Source organism: Phyllobacterium lublinensis, assembly GCF_020164435.1.
Lineage (GTDB): Bacteria > Pseudomonadota > Alphaproteobacteria > Rhizobiales > Rhizobiaceae > Phyllobacterium > Phyllobacterium lublinensis.
Map to the genome: position 1 here is coordinate 93,312 of NZ_JAIUDQ010000006.1, position 19,116 is coordinate 112,427.

Below are 19,116 nucleotides of genomic sequence, written 5' to 3' on the forward strand. Positions count from 1 at the left end.
GCGAAAAACCACCCCACCCGGGACCTGCTGTCCGACCTTCCTCATCAAGGGGAGCGTAAAGCCAGCATTGGCATCCCCACCTCCCCCTCGATGGGGGAGGTCGCACCGAAGCTGCGGGTGGGGGTGTTAATAGCGTGCGTGATTTCGAACGAGAGCAGATGGCAGCTGCGCTGGCGTCGCTGGTGAGGGTGTTGGCTTACATCAAGCCGGAGCAGACATCCGGCTTGGAAATCAACCCCGGCGTCCAGCTGTCAGGTCGCTTTCGATCTGTGCCTTGCCGGTAAGCCGCGCCTTATAGACCTCGTAATTTTCCATGACCCGCTGCACATAGTTGCGGGTTTCGGTATAGGGAATGCGCTCGATCCAGTCGACGACTTCATCGACGGATTTGCCGCGCGGATCGCCGTAGCGCGCGATCCATTCATTGGCGCGCGTGGGCCCCGCATTGTACCCGGCAAAGGTTAGTACATACGAACCATCAAATTTCGAGATCTGTTCGCCAAGGAACTTTGCGCCCAAGGTGGCATTGTAGGCCGCATCCGTGGTCAAGCGGTCTTTCGAATAGCTCATCCCCGCACGGGTGGCGACGCCCTTCGCAGTACCTGGCAGGAGTTGCAGCAGGCCAAGTGCCCCGGCGCTTGAGACGGCAGCGGGGTTGAACTCGCTTTCCTGGCGGGCGATGGCATAGGCGAGCGCTGTGCCGGAACCGGAAATGTTGGCATTGCCGGGAATGGCGCCGACCGGATGCGACAGTGCGCCGACATCGATACCGCGTTGTGCTGCGGCCTTGCCGACGCGCAGGGCGACATAGTGGTTGTTCTTGCGCTCGGCCATGACGGCAAGCAGCGCCAGTTCACCGGGGCTGTCCAGTTCCTGCGCCAGGCTCGTATAGAGCATTGCGGCGCGGGAATCATAGCCGGTATCCTCCAGACGCTGGATGGCGCGCACGGCCTCGCGCTGGGCGAAGCGTGCCCGATCGGCGTCCGACGGCCTCGGATAGGGTAGCTGCAGCCCGGACTGTCCGAGCTTTGCCGCCGAAAGCTGGCCGTAGAACGTCGTTCCGTAGCGCGATGCCCGCGCATAGTAATCGCGGGCGCTGCCGCTGCTGCCGGCTTCCGCCGCCCGCCCGAGCCAGTAGTAGGCGCGTGACGCCGACATCGGCTTTGACGATATTTCGGCGATCCGGGCAAAATGCTTCTGTGCGGTGTTCGGGTCGTTCAATGCGCGCAGCGCGACCCATCCGGCGTGGAACTCGGCATCCGCCGCAACGCTCGGCGTCTCGGCACTGTGCATGGCCGCGATGCGATAGGCTCGCTTGGCATCGCCAATGTCGAGCAGTTCGCGCGACAGGACCCGCCGCTCGGTCCACCAGGCGTCGGGGTCGACCAGCGAAGCCGCATCGCGTGGCGCAGTCGCCATGACGTCGGCCGCCTCCCGGAATTTCTCCTGACGCCGCAGATATTGTGCCTTGGCGAAGATGTAGGCTGCATTTCGCGACCAGGAGCCATCGACCTGAGCCAGCTTCTTGCCGGCGTCGGGTGATTTCTGCAGCACCGCCGCAAATGCCTGGTACAGGGAATCGGCATTGGCGAGCTTGGCAACGCGTCCGGCAGGCTTGACCTTGCCCTCATAGAGCATGGTCAACATCCGGGTCAGGTGGTCGTCGCGGGGAATGACCTGTGAAAACTCCTTGAGAATCATGCTCTCCTGGCTGTCTTCGAGCTTCTTCGTGCGCCAGAAAGGGCTGAGCACCTGCCGGGCGCGTGCGGTGTTGCCGCTGGCCACATAGGCGCGGGCAAGAATGACGACGCCTTCTGTCGTCTGCGGCGGCGTGTTGCCGAAGGCACCGATGACGATGGACGGAGCAGGGTTCTCCTTGTAGAGCGCCCGTTCGGAATTGTTGCGGAATGTCGCCATGCCCGGCCAGCCCGGCAGTTCCGACGCCGCGTGGGCGATCTCTGAACTTGGAACGCCCGGCGCATTGGAAAGCCCGATCGCCCAAGTCAGGATATGCCGGTCGAGCGCGTTGGCAGGCAGGCCATTGCGTATGCCGAGCGCCCTCTGCACGTCGCCCGAGGCGATCGCGTCGAGGCCGCTTTTCAGGCTCCCGGCAATGGCGTTGGGTTTTGCCGGCTTGATGCCCGCCGTGGTCACCGGGTCGGGGCGCGTTACCGCCTGCATGGCCGGGCTCACTCTTGTACCGGTTGCGGCAAACGGCTTGAGGCTCGGCACCGGGACCGCTGCGGAGGGTGACGGCGACTGGGCATGGGAGGGCACTGCGACCAACGCAAAGGCCGACGCGAGAAGAACGTGACGCAAAACAGAAGTTCTCAGCATGTGGGCTACCAGTTATGTTGAAGCGGATCAGCGACTTTCTGAGAGTTCGGCCCGATGAGTCAGCTGGTGTGGTTTTCGAAAACCGGAGCGCAGTGGACTTGTTGTCCATGAGCACCGGAAGCGTAGAAAATCGCAGCAGATGTTCATCAGGGCGCGTTCTCATGAAGTCGCTTGAGGGTCCCCTGATCCGAAGACAATATCATAATAGTGGCGGACGTATGAAAGCACTCTTAACAAAGTGTTTCGACAAACGGTCAAATTCGCGCTTGCAGGCGCAACCTGCCACCCGGGCGGAATCTTTCCGATGTATGCGTGTGTAAGCAAATGAGGTTAGCTGGAAGAAGTTGCGGTGAATATTTGCTCAACAATTGGGCTTAGGCCAATAACACACCAGAACCCTTCATTAATGAAAAATGAGATTCATCGGTAGCGGAAACAACGAAAAAATAGAGAAAAATTGAAGAAAAAGTATGCACGTAGTCCCAGTTATATGCAAATTTACTTGATCGGTGTCGCGCGGAGGATTAACCTGTAGGGACATGGCCGAGAGGCCTTGTCGAGGGTAGGGGCAAGCCGTCGTCGCCAGGATAATTGCATCGGCCCAGTCCTCGACATCCAAGGAAAGCGTCGGTCTGAGCAGGCTTTTGACTGGCGCCGGTACGCTAGGTCATTCCGATAGTCCTCATCCTCATGTGTACGTCATGGAAACTGGCTTCCCATCCTGGAAGCCCGACTGATTGTCTTTCGCATATGCCGCGCGAGGTCGATGCCCACGCCCCCGCGGGAGAATAGGCTGAGACTCTGGGCCGAGCGCGACCGGCTTCATCCTCGCGAACTTTTGGAGCCGGTGAACAAGGATGGGACGCACGTCCTCGGGGAGGGGCGCGCGCGAGGGAGTAGCGCGAGCCCGGCTCGCGCTACTCTCTCTGCTACTACCACAGCTGAGCTGCCTGTCGGCTCGGTGCGGGGGCAGTGTCCCGCAACCTTCCCGCAGCAAAACGGGGAGGATATTATTATGGCATTCGGCAATCGTTTGTTTTCGCGCCTGCGGGGATATTTTGGCGCGCGAACGCCGTCCCCAGCACCCGCCTTCACAGTCAAGTTCCGGAGCATCGGAGGCCAAACGACATTGACTGGCCGCTTGCGCCAAGGCGCGCCCTCGGCTGAGGGCTACGGCTGCGGCGGAAGATGCTCCGCCGGCGAGCCCGACGATGTAGCCGGAGATGGTCGCTGGCAGTTCCGCGCGGCGCGGACCTCGGCGAGGGATCGAAGATAAGGCTCCGTTCAGGTTTATAGATTTCCAAGGAGGCGATGAGAACTGGCGCGGCTGTTCTCGGTTTATGAGCCGGTGATCTGAATTGCGGAGCCGCACATGCATTGATGCAGCGGGACATCACGCCTGCAATGGTTAAATCTGAAGGAATCTCCATGGTCGCACTGATGGCATAACTATTGTACAAGTATACATACTTGTATGTGAGTGTGTTTTGCAAATTTTTGGAGCGTAATACAATATATATAATTTAAAAAATTAACAAATCCGGTACTTTTATAATAAACCATTGCTACGCTAAATTTAATTATTAATGATTACACAATATTTGTATATAATGGTGTGGTTGGCTGCAGAGCAGCAGGCCCCAGGGGAGGATACCGGTTCGTGCAGCTCGTTTTGAGGGGGAGGACCTGATCATGCCCTCAGCACTTCCACCATACATCTTTGATTTTCTTCAAATCACCAACGGAGGATGGCAGGCGTTCGCTGTGCCTCGACCCTTGCCAGCGACAGTGAACGGAACCACTGGCAGTGACGATATCAGTTTCGCGCCCATTGTAGCGACCACCGTAAATGGCGGTGGTCGCGATGATCGTATTACCTTGGAGGAAGGAGGTCTCCAACTGGCGAGCATCGTGAATGGCGGTGCGGGGAGCGATCAGCTTTTCGGCAATAGCGCTGTGCTCAATACTCTCAACGGTGGCGATGGCAATGATTACATCCATGGAGGCGCTGGAACTGACGTGCTGTCCGGAGACGCCGGCTCGGATACACTCAGCTATGAGGCCTCGCCAACAAGCGTCATCGTCAACATGAGCACGCTGACGTTAACTGGCGGCATAACCGTCAGCGGTGGTCATGCCAATGGAGATACAGTCTCCAACAATTTCGAGAATGTCGTTGGCTCGAATTATAATGACACCATCACTGGCAATGCAACCGCCAACAGGCTCTTCGGATACGGCGGAAATGACGTGCTTAATGGCGGCGGTGGCAATGATATAATCCGTGGCGGAGACGGCAACGATACAGTCCTGGGCGGTGCCGGGGACGAAACGCTTTTTGGTGAAAACGGCGATGACCGGTTGGACGGTCAGGCTGGCTATGACTGGCTGAATGGCGGCGGGGGCAGGGATACATTTGTGTGTTCGGCCGTAGGAGATTCGTCGGATGTAAACCCAAACCGGTCCGATCATATCCTGGATTTGAACGACTGCGGGGTCCGTGATGTCGTTGATGTTTCGCAGTTCGATGCGGACTTGACGCAGCCGGGCCAGCAGCACTTCACGGTTGTCACGGATGGTTACGTGCAAGGCGGCCAGATCGGATATCAGCCATTCGGGACCTCCTACGGTCATCAGATATACGGCAATGTGATCGGCAGTGACGAGGATCTGAGAATTATTCTGCAGAACCCAACAATAGGCGGCTTTGCAACTCCCGTCGACTTCGTCGTCTGACGACTTCGAACATTGGCGATCGCTGCCGGCACAATTGCCGGCAGCGATCGTCGAGAGTTCCTTGGTGCATACTCCTCGGATTCAAACCACGAGGGCCCGAACTTATCCCTGCTTCACCCGTCCATGGCCGAATCCCAATCATAAAATCGCGAATCCGGCCCAAAAATTTCAACCTTTCCGAGAAATCGCTATGCATGCGGTTGATGAATTTGATCAGGGAAATGAACTTGTAGGTTTGAGCGCGTACGATTATGGTGCGCCACCCATGACTTGCCCTTCCATCGGCGCGGGTCGGGGGAGGATCATCATTTTTCGGAGTTTCCCATGCTGAAAGGCTCAATCACCGCTCTCGTCACGCCCTTCACCGAAGATGGCGCGTTCGACGAGAAAGCCTTTCGGACCTTCGTCTCCTGGCAGATCTCCGAGGGTACCAACGGGCTCGTGCCGGTCGGCACCACGGGCGAGTCGCCGACGCTCTCCCACGCCGAACACAAGCGCGTCGTCGAAGTTTGTATCGAGGAAGCGGCCGGCAAAGTGCCGGTCATCGCTGGCGCCGGATCGAACAATACTCGTGAAGCCATTGAACTTGCAGAATTTTCCGAAAAGGCTGGTGCAGATGCCATCCTCGTCGTGACGCCCTATTACAACAAGCCGAGCCAGCGCGGTCTCTATGCTCATTACAAGGCAATCGCCGAATCCGTATCGGTGCCGATCATCATCTACAATATTCCGGGGCGGTCCATTATCGACATGACACCGGAAACGATGGGCCAGCTTGCTAACGATTTCAAGAACATAGCTGGCGTCAAGGACGCAACTGGCAAGATCGAGCGCGTCTCGGAGCAGCGCATCACCTGCGGCAAGGATTTCATCCAGCTGTCCGGCGAGGATGCCACAGCTCTTGGCTTCAACGCCCATGGCGGCCATGGCTGCATATCGGTGACGTCGAATGTCGCTCCCCGGCTCTGTGCCGAGTTCCAGGCCGCCACGCTGCGCGGCGATTACAATGCCGCACTGACACTCCAGGACCGGTTGATGCCGCTGCACAAGGCGATGTTCATCGAACCCAATCCGAGCGGTCCGAAATATGCACTGTCAAAGCTCGGCAAGATGCAAAATGCCCTGCGTTCTCCGATGGTTAGTGTGGATTCGGCGACGGCGGAGCGCATTGACCAGGCAATGAAACATGCGGGGCTGATCAACTGACAATCCAGTTGGAAAGCATTATATAGGCCCTATGAACAAGCCAAAATCTGCCTCAAAACCCATCACGGTTCGCAAGGTCATTGCTGAAAACCGTAAAGCGCGCTTCAATTTCGAGATTCTCGACACGCTGGAGGCTGGCCTGGTCCTGCATGGGACCGAGGTGAAGTCGCTGCGCAACAACCAGTCCAACATTGCTGAAAGCTACGCGAGCCTGGAGAATGGCGAGTTCTGGCTCATCAACTCCTATATTCCGGAGTATCTGCAGGCCAATCGCTTCAATCATGAACCGCGACGTCATCGCAAGCTGTTGATTTCAAAACGGGAAATGTCGAGGCTGGCTCAGTCTGTCGACCGCGAGGGCATGACTGTCGTGCCGCTCAAGCTCTATTTCAACGACCAGGGCAGGGCGAAACTGGAACTGGCCGTTGCTCGTGGCAAGAAGCTCCATGACAAGCGCGAGACCGAAAAGCAACGCGACTGGAACCGCGAAAAATCTCGGCTGCTGCGGGATCGCGGCTAGATATCGGTCGCTCCACGCATAGCAATCGACGCCAATTATCCAGATATTTCATCGAGATAGCGGCGCACCTCCCGAAAGACGCTCTTGAACATCTCCTCGGTCAGGCGGCCGGTATTAGTATTGTAGCGCGAGCAGTGATAGCTCGAAAAAATCCGCACATTGCCGACCATAGACTGTCCGCCATGGCTGAACGGAAATTTCGCCACGGGCCGGCCAAAGGCCCGGATCGTAGATTGATGGGCGATGGTGCCGAGTGTGACGATGGCCCTGAGATTTGCGAACTGCTCGATCGTTGGCGTGAGAAACCGCCGGCAGTTGCTGATTTCACCGCCAATTGGCTTGTTCTCCGGCGGCACACAACGCACCGCGTTGGTAATAGCCGCGCCGATCAATTGCAGGCCGTCGTCGGGCCGGGCTTGGAACGTGCCGCGCGAAAAACCGAACTCATTCAATGTGTTGTAGAGGAGGTCGCCCGCATAGTCGCCTGTGAACGGCCGGCCAGTGCGATTGGCGCCACGCAATCCGGGCGCGAGGCCGACAACCAGCAACTGCACCTGATCGATATTCCCGGCAGGTAGGAAGGTCGGCACCGGAGCATTGTGCCAGCCAGGCTCCTTCACGCGCCACGCGGCGATGAAATCGTGCAGGCGTGTACAGATAGGGCAGTCGGGAGAGGGTTCGACACTCATGCGCCGTTGGAACAGGTCAGTAGTCGACCTGTTCCTCTTCGACGCGACGCGGAGCACGCTCGGAAGCCTCGCGGCCGATTTCTGCCCGCAGCGACGTAAGGTCGATGAAGTGGTCCGCCTGGCGGCGCAACTCGTCCGAAATCATCGGTGGCTGAGTCGACAGGGTGGAAACGACACTGACCTTGCGGCCTTTGCGCTGCAGTGCCTCCACAAGAGAGCGGAAGTCGCCGTCGCCGGAGAAAATTACAAAATGGTCCACCGTATCAGTCAGTTGCATGGCATCGACAGCAAGTTCGATGTCCATATTGCCCTTTATCTTGCGGCGACCAGCAGAATCCGTGAATTCCTTGGCAGGTTTTGTTACAACTTTGTACCCGTTGTAATCCAGCCAATCTATCAACGGACGAATGGAAGAGTATTCCTGATCTTCTACCAGGGCGGTGTAGTAATAGGCGCGCAACAAATACCCGCGCTTCTGAAAAGCAGAGAGCAATTTCCGATAGTCTATATCGAAACCGAGTACCTTGGAGGCTGCATAGAGATTTGCACCGTCGATGAACAAGACGATTTTTTCACGCGGATCAAACATAATAAGGTTCCATTTCAAAAATCTGAGCTTCAATTTCAAATCAGCTTGAAGGTAATAAAGCCGGATCTGAACTTATACGAAAGTAGGATATTTAGTACGTCGGGTTGGACCAAAAGCCAATACCTTCGTTGAAATTTTGTATACATTTCTGGACAGAAGTGCTCAACATTGCGTGACTGATACAGCCTTGTTGCTGATGGGGCGTCAAAATGTGCCGAGCGCTTTTGCTTGTTTTTTATATGCAACCGCGTTATGTCCGGATTAATCCGCTAATTCAGAAAAAATGAAAGGGGCAGTTCATGGCCCGCGTAACTGTTGAAGATTGCGTTGACAAGGTCGAGAACCGGTTCGAACTGGTTTTGCTGGCCAGTCATCGTGCGCGCCTGATTTCGCAAGGCGCTGCGATCACCATCGATCGCGACAATGACAAGAATCCCGTTGTGGCGCTGCGTGAGATTGCAGAAGAGACCCTGTCGCCTGGCGACCTCAAGGAAGACCTTATCCATTCGCTGCAAAAGCATGTGGAAGTTGACGAGCCTGAGGCAGTGGCGGTACCGCAGGTCACGGCCGGCGACAGCGATACCACCGAAGCTGCCGAAATGGATGCGGATGATAACATCTCCTTCGACTCGATGTCTGAAGAAGAATTGTTGGCCGGTATTGAAGGCCTCGTGGCCCCGGAAAAAAGCGACGACTACTAAATCAAACGTTGCGCCTCTCGCGCGATAGACAGCCAACAGGCTTTTTGATGCGTCGCAGTTTCTGCGGCGCATTATTTTTGCGGCTTGGTAACAGAATTACCATATAGCCAACCGACAATTTGATTTGTGACCAATTTCTGTGTGTGTGAATCCGGAGGCCCCCGCCCATGATGCGTCAGTATGAGCTTGTCGAGCGTGTCCAGCGTTACAAGCCTGACGTCAATGAGGCACTTCTCAACAAAGCCTACGTCTACGCGATGCAAAAGCACGGGCATCAAAAGCGCGCGTCTGGCGACCCCTATTTCTCGCATCCACTGGAAGTTGCGGCGATCTTGACCGACATGCATCTCGACGAGGCGACCATCGCCATCGCATTGCTGCATGATACGATCGAGGATACGTCGGCCACACGCCAGGAAATAGATACGCTGTTCGGCCCTGATATCGGCAAGCTCGTCGAGGGGCTGACGAAGCTCAAGAAACTCGATCTGGTTTCCAAGAAGGCCGTCCAGGCCGAGAACCTGCGCAAACTTCTCCTGGCAATTTCGGACGACGTACGCGTGCTCCTGGTGAAGCTTGCTGACCGGCTGCACAACATGCGCACGCTTCATCATGTGCCGGAAGACAAGCGGCTGCGGATATCCGAAGAGACAATGGATATCTATGCGCCGCTCGCCGGTCGCATGGGCATGCAGGACATGCGCGAAGAACTGGAGCAGCTGGCGTTCCGCTACATCAACCCCGAGGCTTTCAATGCGGTTACCAACCGCCTTGCGGAATTGATGGAGAAGAACCGGGTCACGCTGAAGCAGATCGAAACGGACCTTTCAAACCTGTTCGAAAAGCACGGCATCAAGGCGAGCGTGAAGAGCCGGCAGAAAAAGGCCTGGTCGGTGTTCCGCAAAATGGAAAGCAAGGGGCTTTCCTTCGAGCAACTGTCGGACATTTTCGGGTTTCGCGTCGTGGTTGATAGCGTCGCCGATTGCTACAATGCACTCGGGATAATCCATACAACCTGGTCCATGGTGCCTGGCCGTTTCAAGGACTACATCTCGACGCCGAAGCAGAACGACTATCGCTCGATCCACACGACCATCGTCGGCCCGTCACGCCAGCGTGTCGAACTGCAGATACGCACCCGCGAGATGAACGACATTGCCGAATACGGCGTGGCGGCACATTCGATCTACAAGGATCGCGGCAGCGCACAGAACCCGCATGTGATTTCAACGGAAACCAATGCGTATGCATGGCTGCGGCAGACCATCGAAGCTTTGGCCGAGGGCGACAATCCAGAAGAGTTCCTTGAGCACACCAAGCTCGAGCTGTTCCAGGATCAGGTGTTCTGCTTCACGCCGAAGGGGCGATTGATCGCACTGCCGCGTGGCGCAACGCCCATCGACTTCGCCTATGCCGTGCACACCAACATCGGCGACAGCTGCGTCGGTGCCAAGGTCAATGGCCGCATCATGCCGCTGATGACCGAACTGCACAATGGCGACGAGGTGGAGATCATCCGTTCCAAGGCCCAGACGCCGCCAGCAGCCTGGGAATCGATCGTGGTCACCGGCAAGGCTCGCGCCGCGATCCGCCGTGCAACGCGTCTTGCAGTACGCAAGCAATATTCCGGACTGGGGACACAGATCCTTGAACGGGCGTTCGAGCGGGCAGGCAAGGTTTATTCCCGCGAGGAACTGAAGAAGGGCCTGCCTCGTCTTGCACGCAAGGAGCTCGACGATGTTCTGGCCGCGGTCGGCCGCGGAGAACTGCCGTCATCGGACGTGATGAAAGCTGTCTATCCTGAATATCAGGATGCCAAGCCGAAGCCGAGTCCCAGCGAGCGCGAGGAGGGCTGGGTCAATTTCCGCAACACGTCAGGCATGATCTTCAAGATGCCTGAAGGCGCGGAAGGCGCAGGTTTCGAACCGGGCGGGCCTAATGCACTGCCAATCCGCGGGGCGAGTCCCGATATGCCGGTGCATTTTTCGCCTGAGGGAGCCGTCCCCGGCGATCGGATCGTCGGTATCCTCCAACCCGGTGCGGGCATGACGATCTATCCGATACAATCCTCGGCATTGATGGCCTATGACGACCAGCCCGAACGCTGGATTGATGTGCGCTGGGATATCGATGAGAGCCGTCGTGACCGCTTTCCGGCCCGGATCAACATTTCTGCCATCAATGCGCCCGGTTCGCTGGCCGAAATTGCCCAGATCATTGCCGAGAACGAAACCAACATTCACAATCTCTCGATGGTTCGCACGGCACCGGATTTCACCCAGATGATCGTGGATCTGGAAGTTTGGAATCTGAAGCACCTCAATCGGATATTGTCTAAACTCAAAGAGAGCAAATGCGTCAGCGATGCGCAGCGCGTGAACGGCTAAAGGAGCACGAATGAACACTGATCAAGTCCTGCAGGTCTTCCGCGAGGCCGGTGCCGTGTTGGAGGGACACTTTATCCTGACATCGGGTCTCCGCAGTCCCGTCTTCCTGCAAAAGGCGCGTGTCTTCATGCATGCGGACAAGACGGAGCGCGTTTGCCGCGGTCTCGCCGACAAGATCAGGGATGCCGGTCTTGGCCACATCGATTATGTGGTGGGGCCGGCTATTGGCGGCATCATTCCTGCCTACGAGACATCGCGGCATCTCGGCGTGCCGTCGATTTGGGTCGAGCGGGAGAACGGAGTCTTCAGGCTTCGCCGGTTTGAAATTGCCAAGGGTGCTCGCGTTGTTATCGTCGAAGACATTGTAACGACGGGCCTGTCGATCCGCGAAACGGTCACCTGCCTGCAGGAATTGGGTGCGAATGTGCTGGCCGCCGCCTGCATCATCGACCGGTCCGCTGGCAAAAGCGATGTGGGCGTGCCGTTGATCGCACTGGCGGAATATGAAGTACCGGCCTATCCTGCAGACAAACTTCCGCCGGAACTTGCCGCAATTCCGCCCGTTAAGCCCGGTAGTCGCAACATTTGATCCCATGATTATTGTACCACGCCGTTCGCATTGAGCGCTGGTACGGAAGGACTTGCACTGTATGCTCTTCAAGCGGCGTAAAGACCCCGGCATTCGCGAGCGCCTGCGCGTTGCGTTGTGGCCGCGCCGTTCTGTCGGCAGGTCCCTGCGTTATTTCGGCAAGCGGGTCCTTCGGCTGAGGGCAACCCCGCATGCCATCGCTGCCGGATTTGCATGCGGGATATTTGCTGCCTTCATTCCGATTCTGGGCATTCATATCGCGATCGCCGTTGCGGTAGCCTGGTTGATCGGTGGAAACATTGCCGCAGCCATTATCGGCACAACGCTCGGTAACCCGCTGATTTTACCCTTCATCTGGGCCGCTACACTGGAAGCCGGCCGTTTCGTCCTGACCGGAAGCCTCAACGCAGATCCGCTGCCGCATCATCTCGGTTCCATGCTTCGTCATCTGGACTTTGCGGTTTTGTGGGCACCACTGATCAAGCCCATGTTGATCGGTGCCGTCCCCCTCGGCCTTGCCGCTGCGCTCCTGGTTTACTTTCCGGTTCGCTGGGCCGCCAACAGCTTCCAGAGCCGGCGCAGACTCGGATTTCGGCTCGAGAAAGTTCCCGAGCCATCATGATCATCGGAATTGGCAGCGATTTGATCGACATCAGGCGTATCGAGAAGACGCTGGAACGTCATGGCCAACGTTTTATCGACCGGGTCTACACGCCGGTCGAACAGGCCAAGTCGGAGCGCCGGAAGCAACGCGCCGCCTCCTATGCGAAGCGCTTTGCGGCGAAGGAAGCGTGTGCCAAGGCGCTAGGAACGGGATTGGCGCAGGGTGTGTTCTGGCGCGACATGGGCGTTGTCAACCTGCCGAGCGGCGCGCCGACCATGAAACTCGCCAACGGCGCGGCAGATCGCCTGAACGCCATAACGCCGTCCGGCTATGCTTCCCGAATCCACCTGACGATCACCGACGATTTTCCGCTTGCACAAGCATTCGTGATCATCGAAGCGGTCAAGATCGAAGAATAGCCGTATTCAAGCGGCATTGAGCCCCACTATGCGGCATTGCCCCACGAGCCTTCACCGGTTATGAGGGGGCACATTTTGGTTTTTGGAGATATGAGTCACGTGAGCGACAAAGCTGTTGTGAAGAATTCTGGTGGTCTTGGTGAGACGATCAGCGTTATCGTGCAGGCGTTGCTGCTCGCGCTGGTAATTCGGACCCTGCTGTTCCAGCCGTTCAACATTCCGTCAGGTTCCATGCGGCCGACGCTGCTGGAGGGCGATTACCTTTTCGTGTCTAAGTTCTCCTACGGCTATTCCAAATATTCGATTCCGTTCGCACCAGACCTCTTTTCGGGCCGCATCTGGAGCGGCGAGCCGAAGCGCGGTGACATTGCCGTCTTCCGCAAGCCAAACGACACGTCGCTGGATTTCATCAAGCGCGTCATCGGCCTGCCCGGCGACAAAATTCAGATGCGCAGCGGCGTTCTTTACATCAATGATGTCGCCGTGCCGCGCGAGAAAGTTGGACAGATCGACAATTCCGACGTGACGGAAGTCAACCGTCCGGTTGATGTTTACCGCGAGACCTTGCCGAACGGGATTACCTACGACACGCTTGACCTGACACCAAACGGCTTGGGCGATGACACCCGGGAGTTCGTTGTGCCGGCTGGCCATTATTTCATGATGGGCGACAATCGCGACAACTCGAGCGATAGCCGTTTTGATGTGGGCTATGTACCGCTCGAGAACTTTATCGGCCGCGCCAACATCATCTTCTTCTCGATTGCAGGCAAGGCAAGTCCGCTGGAACTCTGGCGCTGGCCTTCGGAATTGCGCTTCGACCGCCTGTTGCAAAGCGTCAACAGCGCCCCGGACACCGTGACAAGCAATTGATGAGCCAATGAGTCTGTCCGCCGACGCCGTTCACAGACTGGAAGAGAAGACGAGACACACATTTCGCGATCTCGGGCGGTTGGAGCGTGCGCTAACCCATGCAAGCGCGCGCTCTTCCGCGGGATCCGATTACGAGCGTCTCGAATTTCTGGGCGACCGCGTTCTGGGATTGGTTATTGCCGACTTGTTGTTCCGGGCCTATCCGACTGCAAGCGAAGGCGAATTGTCGTTGCGGCTGAACTCGCTCGTGAACGCCGACACCTGTGCTGCCGTAGCCGACGAAATCGGCCTGCACGAATTCATCCGCACCGGCTCCGATGTGAAGGGACTTGCGGACAAGCGCCTTAAAAGCCTTCGCGCCGATGTCGTTGAATCGCTGATCGCCACAATTTATCTGGACGGCGGGCTGGAAGCGGCGCAACCTTTCATCGAACGCTACTGGAATGCCCGCTCGCGTGAAATCAATTCGGCGCAGCGTGACCCGAAAACTGAATTGCAAGAATGGGCGCACCAGCAGAATGGCGCGCAGCCCCAATACACAGTTGTCGGTCGCACCGGCCCCGACCATGATCCACAGTTTACAGTGCAAGTCGATGTCAAGGGTTTCGTACCGGCCACGGGTAAGGGGCGTTCCAAGCGGATCGCCGAGCAGGAAGCCGCCGTTGCATTGCTCTATCGTGAAGGCGTCCGTCAGAAGGCGCAGGAAGAAGATATCGAATGACAGACCAGGAACAGACGCCCGAGCCCCAGACCGTGCCTGACGCGCCAACGCGCTCGGGCTTCGTGGCCCTGATCGGTGCGCCAAATGCCGGGAAGTCGACGCTGGTCAACCAGCTTGTCGGCAGCAAGGTGTCGATCGTCACGCACAAGGTACAGACGACGCGTGCGTTGGTGCGTGGCATCGTCATTCATGATCGCGCCCAGATGGTTCTTGTCGATACGCCCGGTATCTTCAAGCCGAAGCGCCGCCTTGACCGTGCGATGGTCACGACCGCCTGGGGCGGCGCCAAGGATGCCGACCTCATTCTCGTTCTCATAGATGCGGAACTGGGGATCAACGAGGAAGCCGAAGCCATCCTCGACAGCTTGCACGAAAAGAAGCGCAAGGTGATCCTCGTCCTCAACAAGGTCGACCGTATCGAACCGCCCAAATTGCTCGAACTGGCCCAGAAGGCCAATGACAAGGTCAACTTCGACAAGACCTTCATGATTTCGGCGCTGAAGGGCTATGGTTGCAAGGATCTCTTGCAATACCTCGCCGACAATCTCCCGGAGGGCCCCTGGTACTATCCGGAGGACCAGATTTCGGACATGCCGATGCGCATGCTTGCGGCAGAGATCACCCGCGAAAAGCTGTATCTGCGCCTGCACAATGAATTGCCCTATTCTTCGACCGTCGAGACCGAAAGCTGGGAAGAAAAGCCGGACGGTTCGGTACGTATCGCGCAGGTGATCTATGTCGAGCGCGACAGCCAGAAGAAGATTGTCCTCGGTCACAAGGGCGACGCTATCAAATCCATCGGCCAGGCGGCGCGCAAGGAACTGATGGAAATTCTCGAGCAGAAGGTCCACCTGTTCCTCTTCGTCAAGGTTCGTGACAATTGGGGCAATGACCCTGAACGTTACCGCGAAATGGGCCTTGAATTCCCTCACTGATAGCGCGACTTTGCCCGCATGGAATGGCGAGATGAAGGGATCATCCTGGGAACGAGGCGGCACGGGGAAACCAGCGCCATCCTTGAGTTGATGACGCGCGACCATGGCCGCCATCTGGGCCTCGTGCGCGGTGGCCGCTCGCGCCGCATGCAGCCGCTGTTGCAGCCGGGGAACAGGGTCGACGTCATCTGGCGGGCGCGTATCGACGAGCACCTGGGCATGATGCAGGTCGAACCTGTCAGCTTTGCTGCTGCACGGCTGATTGAACAGCCCGTGGCGCTCTATGGGCTGCAACTTGCGGCCGCACATCTGCGACTGCTACCCGAGCGGGATCCGCACCAGAACCTCTTTGACATTCTCGCGGTCATTCTCGAGCACTGCGAGGATGCGCTGATCGCAGGCGAACTGCTGTTGCGTTTTGAAGTGTCGATGCTGGAAGAACTTGGATTCGGTCTCGATTTGAAGCGCTGCGCCGCTACCGGCAGCGACCAGGACCTGGCCTATGTTTCACCGAAATCCGGGCGGGCGGTCTCACGCAGCGCGGGGCTGCCCTGGGCGGGCAAGCTTCTGGAAATGCCGCCCTTCATGGTCAGTTCGAGCGTGCGCGCTGCATCGCTTGGCGAGATCATGGCGGCATTCCGGTTGACGAGTTTCTTTTTCAACCGCCACGTTTGGGAGCCCAGGGCGCAAAAGGCCCCTGAAGCCCGCGATGGCTTTTTGACCGCTGTTTCGCGGTCACTATCAAACGCGCCGGGGCATGGATCTATTGCGCAGGAAAGGCACGGTCTTCCATGAGCTGTGATGATGCTTCAGCCATCCATTTTCCCGGAGGCGTCGGCTTGTTGCCGCTCGCCGATTTTGCCACCCGCAGCGGGCTGGATATCCTCCAGGCGATGCTGCGTGGCGACTACCCCGCTCCCCCGATCGCCAAAACACTTTCCTTCATCCTGCATGAGGTTGAGCAGGATCGTGTCGTCTTCAAGGGGGCACCACGCCCGGAACACCTCAATCCATTTGGCGGTATCCATGGCGGGTGGATCGCCACATTGATGGATTCGGCACTCGCCTGCAGCATCATGACCACGTTGAAACCCGGCGAGGCTTACACGACGGCGGAATTCAAGGTGAACCTGGTCCGTCCGCTAAGCGCAGATATGGGTACTGTCTTTTGTGAAGGGCGATTGATTCACCGCGGGCGTACACTGGCAACTGCCGAGGCATTCCTGAAGGACGCAAACGGCAAGCTGCTCGCACATGGCACGGAAACCTGCGCCATCTTTCCGCTGGAGAGCTTCGTTCGCGGCAAATAGCCTGGGCCAAAAAACGCCTTACTGTTCAAGCAATTGCCACGCTCGGTTAATGCGGAGCGATTCCTGATGCGCAATTTGACGACCCTATTGTTTTTTCTTGGCCTAACATGTGGCGCACAGGCTGCGGATATCATCGGTTTCTGGGACAAGCCTCAGCACGGCGGCAACAGTTTCAACCGCCTGCCGCCCGACCAGGCCTATTTTGATGCATTGAAGAATTATGGTGCGAGTTGGGTGCGACTTTCCTACGACAAGTGGAAACCGGCCAACCGCGATTTCCTCCTTGGCGATGCCGACCATTACCAGGGCATTCCGGCAGGTGATCTCGCCACTTTGCGGGCGGCACTGGACCGCGCCGACAAGGCCGGGCTCAAGGTTGTAATCACGCCACTATCCTTGCCCTGGATGCGGTGGGCCCAGAACAACAACGGCAAGTTTGACGACCGGCTATGGCAGGAAAAGGCCAATTGGCAAGACGCCGCGCGATTCTGGCACGATCTGGCCGCAGCTCTGAAGGATCATCCCGCAATTGCCGCCTACAACCTGATCAACGAGCCTGCCCCGGAAAAGAAGGGCGGGCTGCAGGAACATGCCAGCCTTTCGGACATGCAGGCCTGGTATGCGCAACAGAAAGGCGGATCGCGCGATCTCATGGCTTTCTATGATCTGGTCATCGCCGAAATCCGGAAGGTTGATCCCGTGACACCGATCATAGCCGATGCTGGCTGGTATGCGGCTGCCGACGCGTTCGGCTATTGGCCCACCGCGCTGAACGACAGGAACGTCCTTTACAGTTTCCACATGTATGAGCCCTATGAGGCGACGAGTGCTCCGAACCTGAAGCGCGAGACGCCTTTTGCCTATCCTGGCAAGGTGCCCTATGCCGGTTCAACCTCAGTATGGAACACGGACAGGGTCGCGGACTATCTGGCCAGGCCCGTTGAATGGGCCAAAACCCATGGGATACCACTCAATCGCCTGGTAGCCGGTGAATTCGGCTGCATGCGCCGTCTGGCTGGCTGCAAAGCCTATCTTGACGATGTTCTGACTGGGCTCGACGGCAACAATCTGCATTGGGCATTCTACAGCTTCCGCGAAGACAGTTGGGATGGCATGGACTACGAACTTGGCGCGGGCAAGGTGAACTGGAAGTATTGGGAAGCAATCGACGCCGGCGGACCGGATCCGGTGAAGCGTCAGGCTACACCGGAATTCGAGCCAATTCGCAAACGACTGCAGCCCTGACTATTCGGCGGGCTGCAGGACTGGCCGGTGGGCCGCCGCCTCCTGGATCGGCCAGTGTACGATGGCCGCGAAGATGCCCAGCGCTACGCCCAGCCACCACACCGGGTTGTAGCTGCCGAAATGGTCGTAGAGATAGCCGCCGAGCCACACACCGAGAAATGAACCGATCTGGTGCGAGAAGAACACGATACCGCCCAGCATGCCGAGATGACGCGTACCGAACATGATGGCAACCAGCGAATTGGTCGGCGGTACAGTTGATAGCCACATCAGACCCATGAGGATCGAAAAGATGATCACCGAAGTGCCGGTCTGTGGCAGCAGCAGGAAGGCGGTTACCAGTATCGAGCGGCCAAGATAGAGATAGGCCAGAAATTTCGGCTTGGAGTAGTGCTGGCTGATAACGCCCGACGCCAGTGAGCCGACGATATTGAAAAAGCCGATCAGGGCGAGGGCAAGCACGGCATAGGTGGCGTCGATGCCGATATCGCCGATGTAAGCTGGAAAATGCGCGGTAATGAACGCGACCTGAAAGCCGCAGACAAAGAAGCCGCTCGTCAGCAAAACATAGCTCTTGTGCCCAAGGGCTTCGCGCAAGGCTTCACCAATCGATTGCTTGTATTGCGCTTCGCTGATCCTGCCACTTGAGGAATTGCCGCGCAGCGGAATGGCCAGTATCGGGACAAGCAACATGGCAATTCCGAGATACACCAGGGCGTCCGACCATCCGAAACGGTCGATAAGGCCCTGGCTGATCGGCGCGAAGACGAACATGCCGGCGGAGCCCGCCGCCGTGCCTATACCAAAAACAAAGGTCCGATTGGCGGCCGATACGTTGCGGGCAAAGGCGGAAAGAATGATTCCGAACGAGCCCGATGCGACGCCGAGACCCACGAGCACCCCGCCGCCGATATAGAGGAGCCCTGGCGACGTAGCCCATGCCATCAGCATGAGACCGGAGCAATAGAGGACTGCCGACATGAAAAGGACGCGCCATGTGCCATACTTGTCGGCAATGGCGCCGAAGAAGGGCTGTCCTGCGCCCCAGAACAGATTTTGCAGTGCCATTGCCATGCCGAACGTGGTGCGATCCCAACCTTTATCGGCGAGCAGCGGCAACTGGAAGAAACCCATCGCCGATCGAGGGCCGAACGTGAGCAGCGCGATGAGGCAACCGGCGATGATGATCAGCCAGGGTATGCCAAGTTGCTTGACGTTATTTGCTGCAGACTGCGCCATGGCGATTTCCTCATTG

The 19,116-nt window shown here is 57.6% G+C and carries 18 protein-coding genes; 14 read left to right on the forward strand and 4 right to left on the reverse strand.

Translation table 11 applies throughout. The features are described from left to right. Positions 1 to 231: 231 nt before the first annotated feature. Positions 232 to 2,337, reverse strand: a complete 2,106-nt coding sequence (locus tag K9U38_RS09965) for a lytic transglycosylase domain-containing protein (protein ID WP_224494178.1) — start codon at positions 2,335 to 2,337, stop codon at positions 232 to 234. Between the two features lie 1,692 nt (positions 2,338 to 4,029). Here K9U38_RS09965 and K9U38_RS09970 point away from each other — a divergent pair. The 3 genes from K9U38_RS09970 to smpB all read left to right on the forward strand — a co-directional run bounded on the left by K9U38_RS09970 (position 4,030) and on the right by smpB (position 6,799). After that, the gene (locus tag K9U38_RS09970) at positions 4,030 to 5,073 is read left to right on the forward strand and encodes a calcium-binding protein (protein ID WP_224494179.1); all 1,044 of its coding nucleotides are present in this window, start codon (positions 4,030 to 4,032) and stop codon (positions 5,071 to 5,073) included. A gap of 324 nt (positions 5,074 to 5,397) precedes the next feature. After that, positions 5,398 to 6,279, forward strand: a complete 882-nt coding sequence (gene dapA / locus K9U38_RS09975) for a 4-hydroxy-tetrahydrodipicolinate synthase (RefSeq protein ID WP_224494180.1) — start codon at positions 5,398 to 5,400, stop codon at positions 6,277 to 6,279. 31 nt (positions 6,280 to 6,310) lie between these two features. After that, the gene (smpB, locus tag K9U38_RS09980; RefSeq protein WP_224494181.1) at positions 6,311 to 6,799 is read left to right on the forward strand and encodes an SsrA-binding protein SmpB; all 489 of its coding nucleotides are present in this window, start codon (positions 6,311 to 6,313) and stop codon (positions 6,797 to 6,799) included. A gap of 35 nt (positions 6,800 to 6,834) precedes the next feature. Here the strand turns inward: smpB and K9U38_RS09985 are convergent, their stop codons facing one another. Then, the gene (locus K9U38_RS09985) at positions 6,835 to 7,488 is read right to left on the reverse strand and encodes a uracil-DNA glycosylase (protein ID WP_224494182.1); all 654 of its coding nucleotides are present in this window, start codon (positions 7,486 to 7,488) and stop codon (positions 6,835 to 6,837) included. A gap of 16 nt (positions 7,489 to 7,504) precedes the next feature. Further along, positions 7,505 to 8,077: a LabA-like NYN domain-containing protein gene (locus tag K9U38_RS09990; RefSeq protein WP_224494360.1), complete on the reverse strand. Its 573-nt coding sequence runs from the start codon at positions 8,075 to 8,077 to the stop codon at positions 7,505 to 7,507. 299 nt (positions 8,078 to 8,376) lie between these two features. On the opposite strand from K9U38_RS09990, the gene rpoZ reads away from it, so the two are divergent. The 11 genes from rpoZ to K9U38_RS10045 all read left to right on the forward strand — a co-directional run bounded on the left by rpoZ (position 8,377) and on the right by K9U38_RS10045 (position 17,861). After that, complete coding sequence (gene rpoZ, locus K9U38_RS09995) at positions 8,377 to 8,778, forward strand: DNA-directed RNA polymerase subunit omega (RefSeq protein WP_224494183.1); 402 nt, start codon at positions 8,377 to 8,379, stop codon at positions 8,776 to 8,778. Positions 8,779 to 8,945: 167 nt separating this feature from the next. Beyond that, positions 8,946 to 11,165 carry a RelA/SpoT family protein gene (locus K9U38_RS10000; RefSeq protein ID WP_224494184.1) on the forward strand — a complete coding sequence of 740 codons (2,220 nt, stop codon included), beginning with the start codon at positions 8,946 to 8,948 and terminating at the stop codon, positions 11,163 to 11,165. Positions 11,166 to 11,175: 10 nt separating this feature from the next. Beyond that, positions 11,176 to 11,754, forward strand: coding sequence for an orotate phosphoribosyltransferase (gene pyrE / locus K9U38_RS10005; RefSeq protein ID WP_224494185.1), 579 nt, complete (start codon positions 11,176 to 11,178; stop codon positions 11,752 to 11,754). Between the two features lie 61 nt (positions 11,755 to 11,815). Then, positions 11,816 to 12,376 (forward strand): DUF2062 domain-containing protein, encoded by a 561-nt coding sequence (locus K9U38_RS10010; RefSeq protein ID WP_224494186.1) that lies wholly within the window; start codon positions 11,816 to 11,818, stop codon positions 12,374 to 12,376. Then, positions 12,373 to 12,777, forward strand: a complete 405-nt coding sequence (gene acpS, locus K9U38_RS10015) for a holo-ACP synthase (protein WP_224494187.1) — start codon at positions 12,373 to 12,375, stop codon at positions 12,775 to 12,777. Before K9U38_RS10010 ends, acpS begins: the two co-directional genes overlap by 4 nt. Before the next feature lie 90 nt (positions 12,778 to 12,867). Further along, complete coding sequence (lepB, locus tag K9U38_RS10020; RefSeq protein ID WP_224494188.1) at positions 12,868 to 13,650, forward strand: signal peptidase I; 783 nt, start codon at positions 12,868 to 12,870, stop codon at positions 13,648 to 13,650. A 7-nt stretch (positions 13,651 to 13,657) separates the two neighbouring features. Next, entirely contained in the window at positions 13,658 to 14,371 is a 714-nt protein-coding gene (rnc, locus tag K9U38_RS10025) for a ribonuclease III (RefSeq protein WP_224494189.1), read from the forward strand. Beyond that, positions 14,368 to 15,306 carry a GTPase Era gene (gene era / locus K9U38_RS10030; protein WP_224494190.1) on the forward strand — a complete coding sequence of 313 codons (939 nt, stop codon included), beginning with the start codon at positions 14,368 to 14,370 and terminating at the stop codon, positions 15,304 to 15,306. Before rnc ends, era begins: the two co-directional genes overlap by 4 nt. A gap of 18 nt (positions 15,307 to 15,324) precedes the next feature. After that, entirely contained in the window at positions 15,325 to 16,101 is a 777-nt protein-coding gene (recO, locus tag K9U38_RS10035; RefSeq protein ID WP_224494191.1) for a DNA repair protein RecO, read from the forward strand. Further along, positions 16,098 to 16,616, forward strand: a complete 519-nt coding sequence (locus K9U38_RS10040; protein ID WP_224494192.1) for a PaaI family thioesterase — start codon at positions 16,098 to 16,100, stop codon at positions 16,614 to 16,616. Before recO ends, K9U38_RS10040 begins: the two co-directional genes overlap by 4 nt. A gap of 66 nt (positions 16,617 to 16,682) precedes the next feature. Further along, on the forward strand, positions 16,683 to 17,861 hold the full coding sequence (locus K9U38_RS10045; protein WP_224494193.1) for a glycoside hydrolase family 5 protein: 1,179 nt from the start codon (positions 16,683 to 16,685) through the stop codon (positions 17,859 to 17,861). On the opposite strand, the gene K9U38_RS10050 is transcribed toward K9U38_RS10045, so the two are convergent. Next, complete coding sequence (locus K9U38_RS10050) at positions 17,862 to 19,100, reverse strand: MFS transporter (RefSeq protein WP_224494194.1); 1,239 nt, start codon at positions 19,098 to 19,100, stop codon at positions 17,862 to 17,864. Between the last annotated feature and the right edge of the window lie 16 nt (positions 19,101 to 19,116).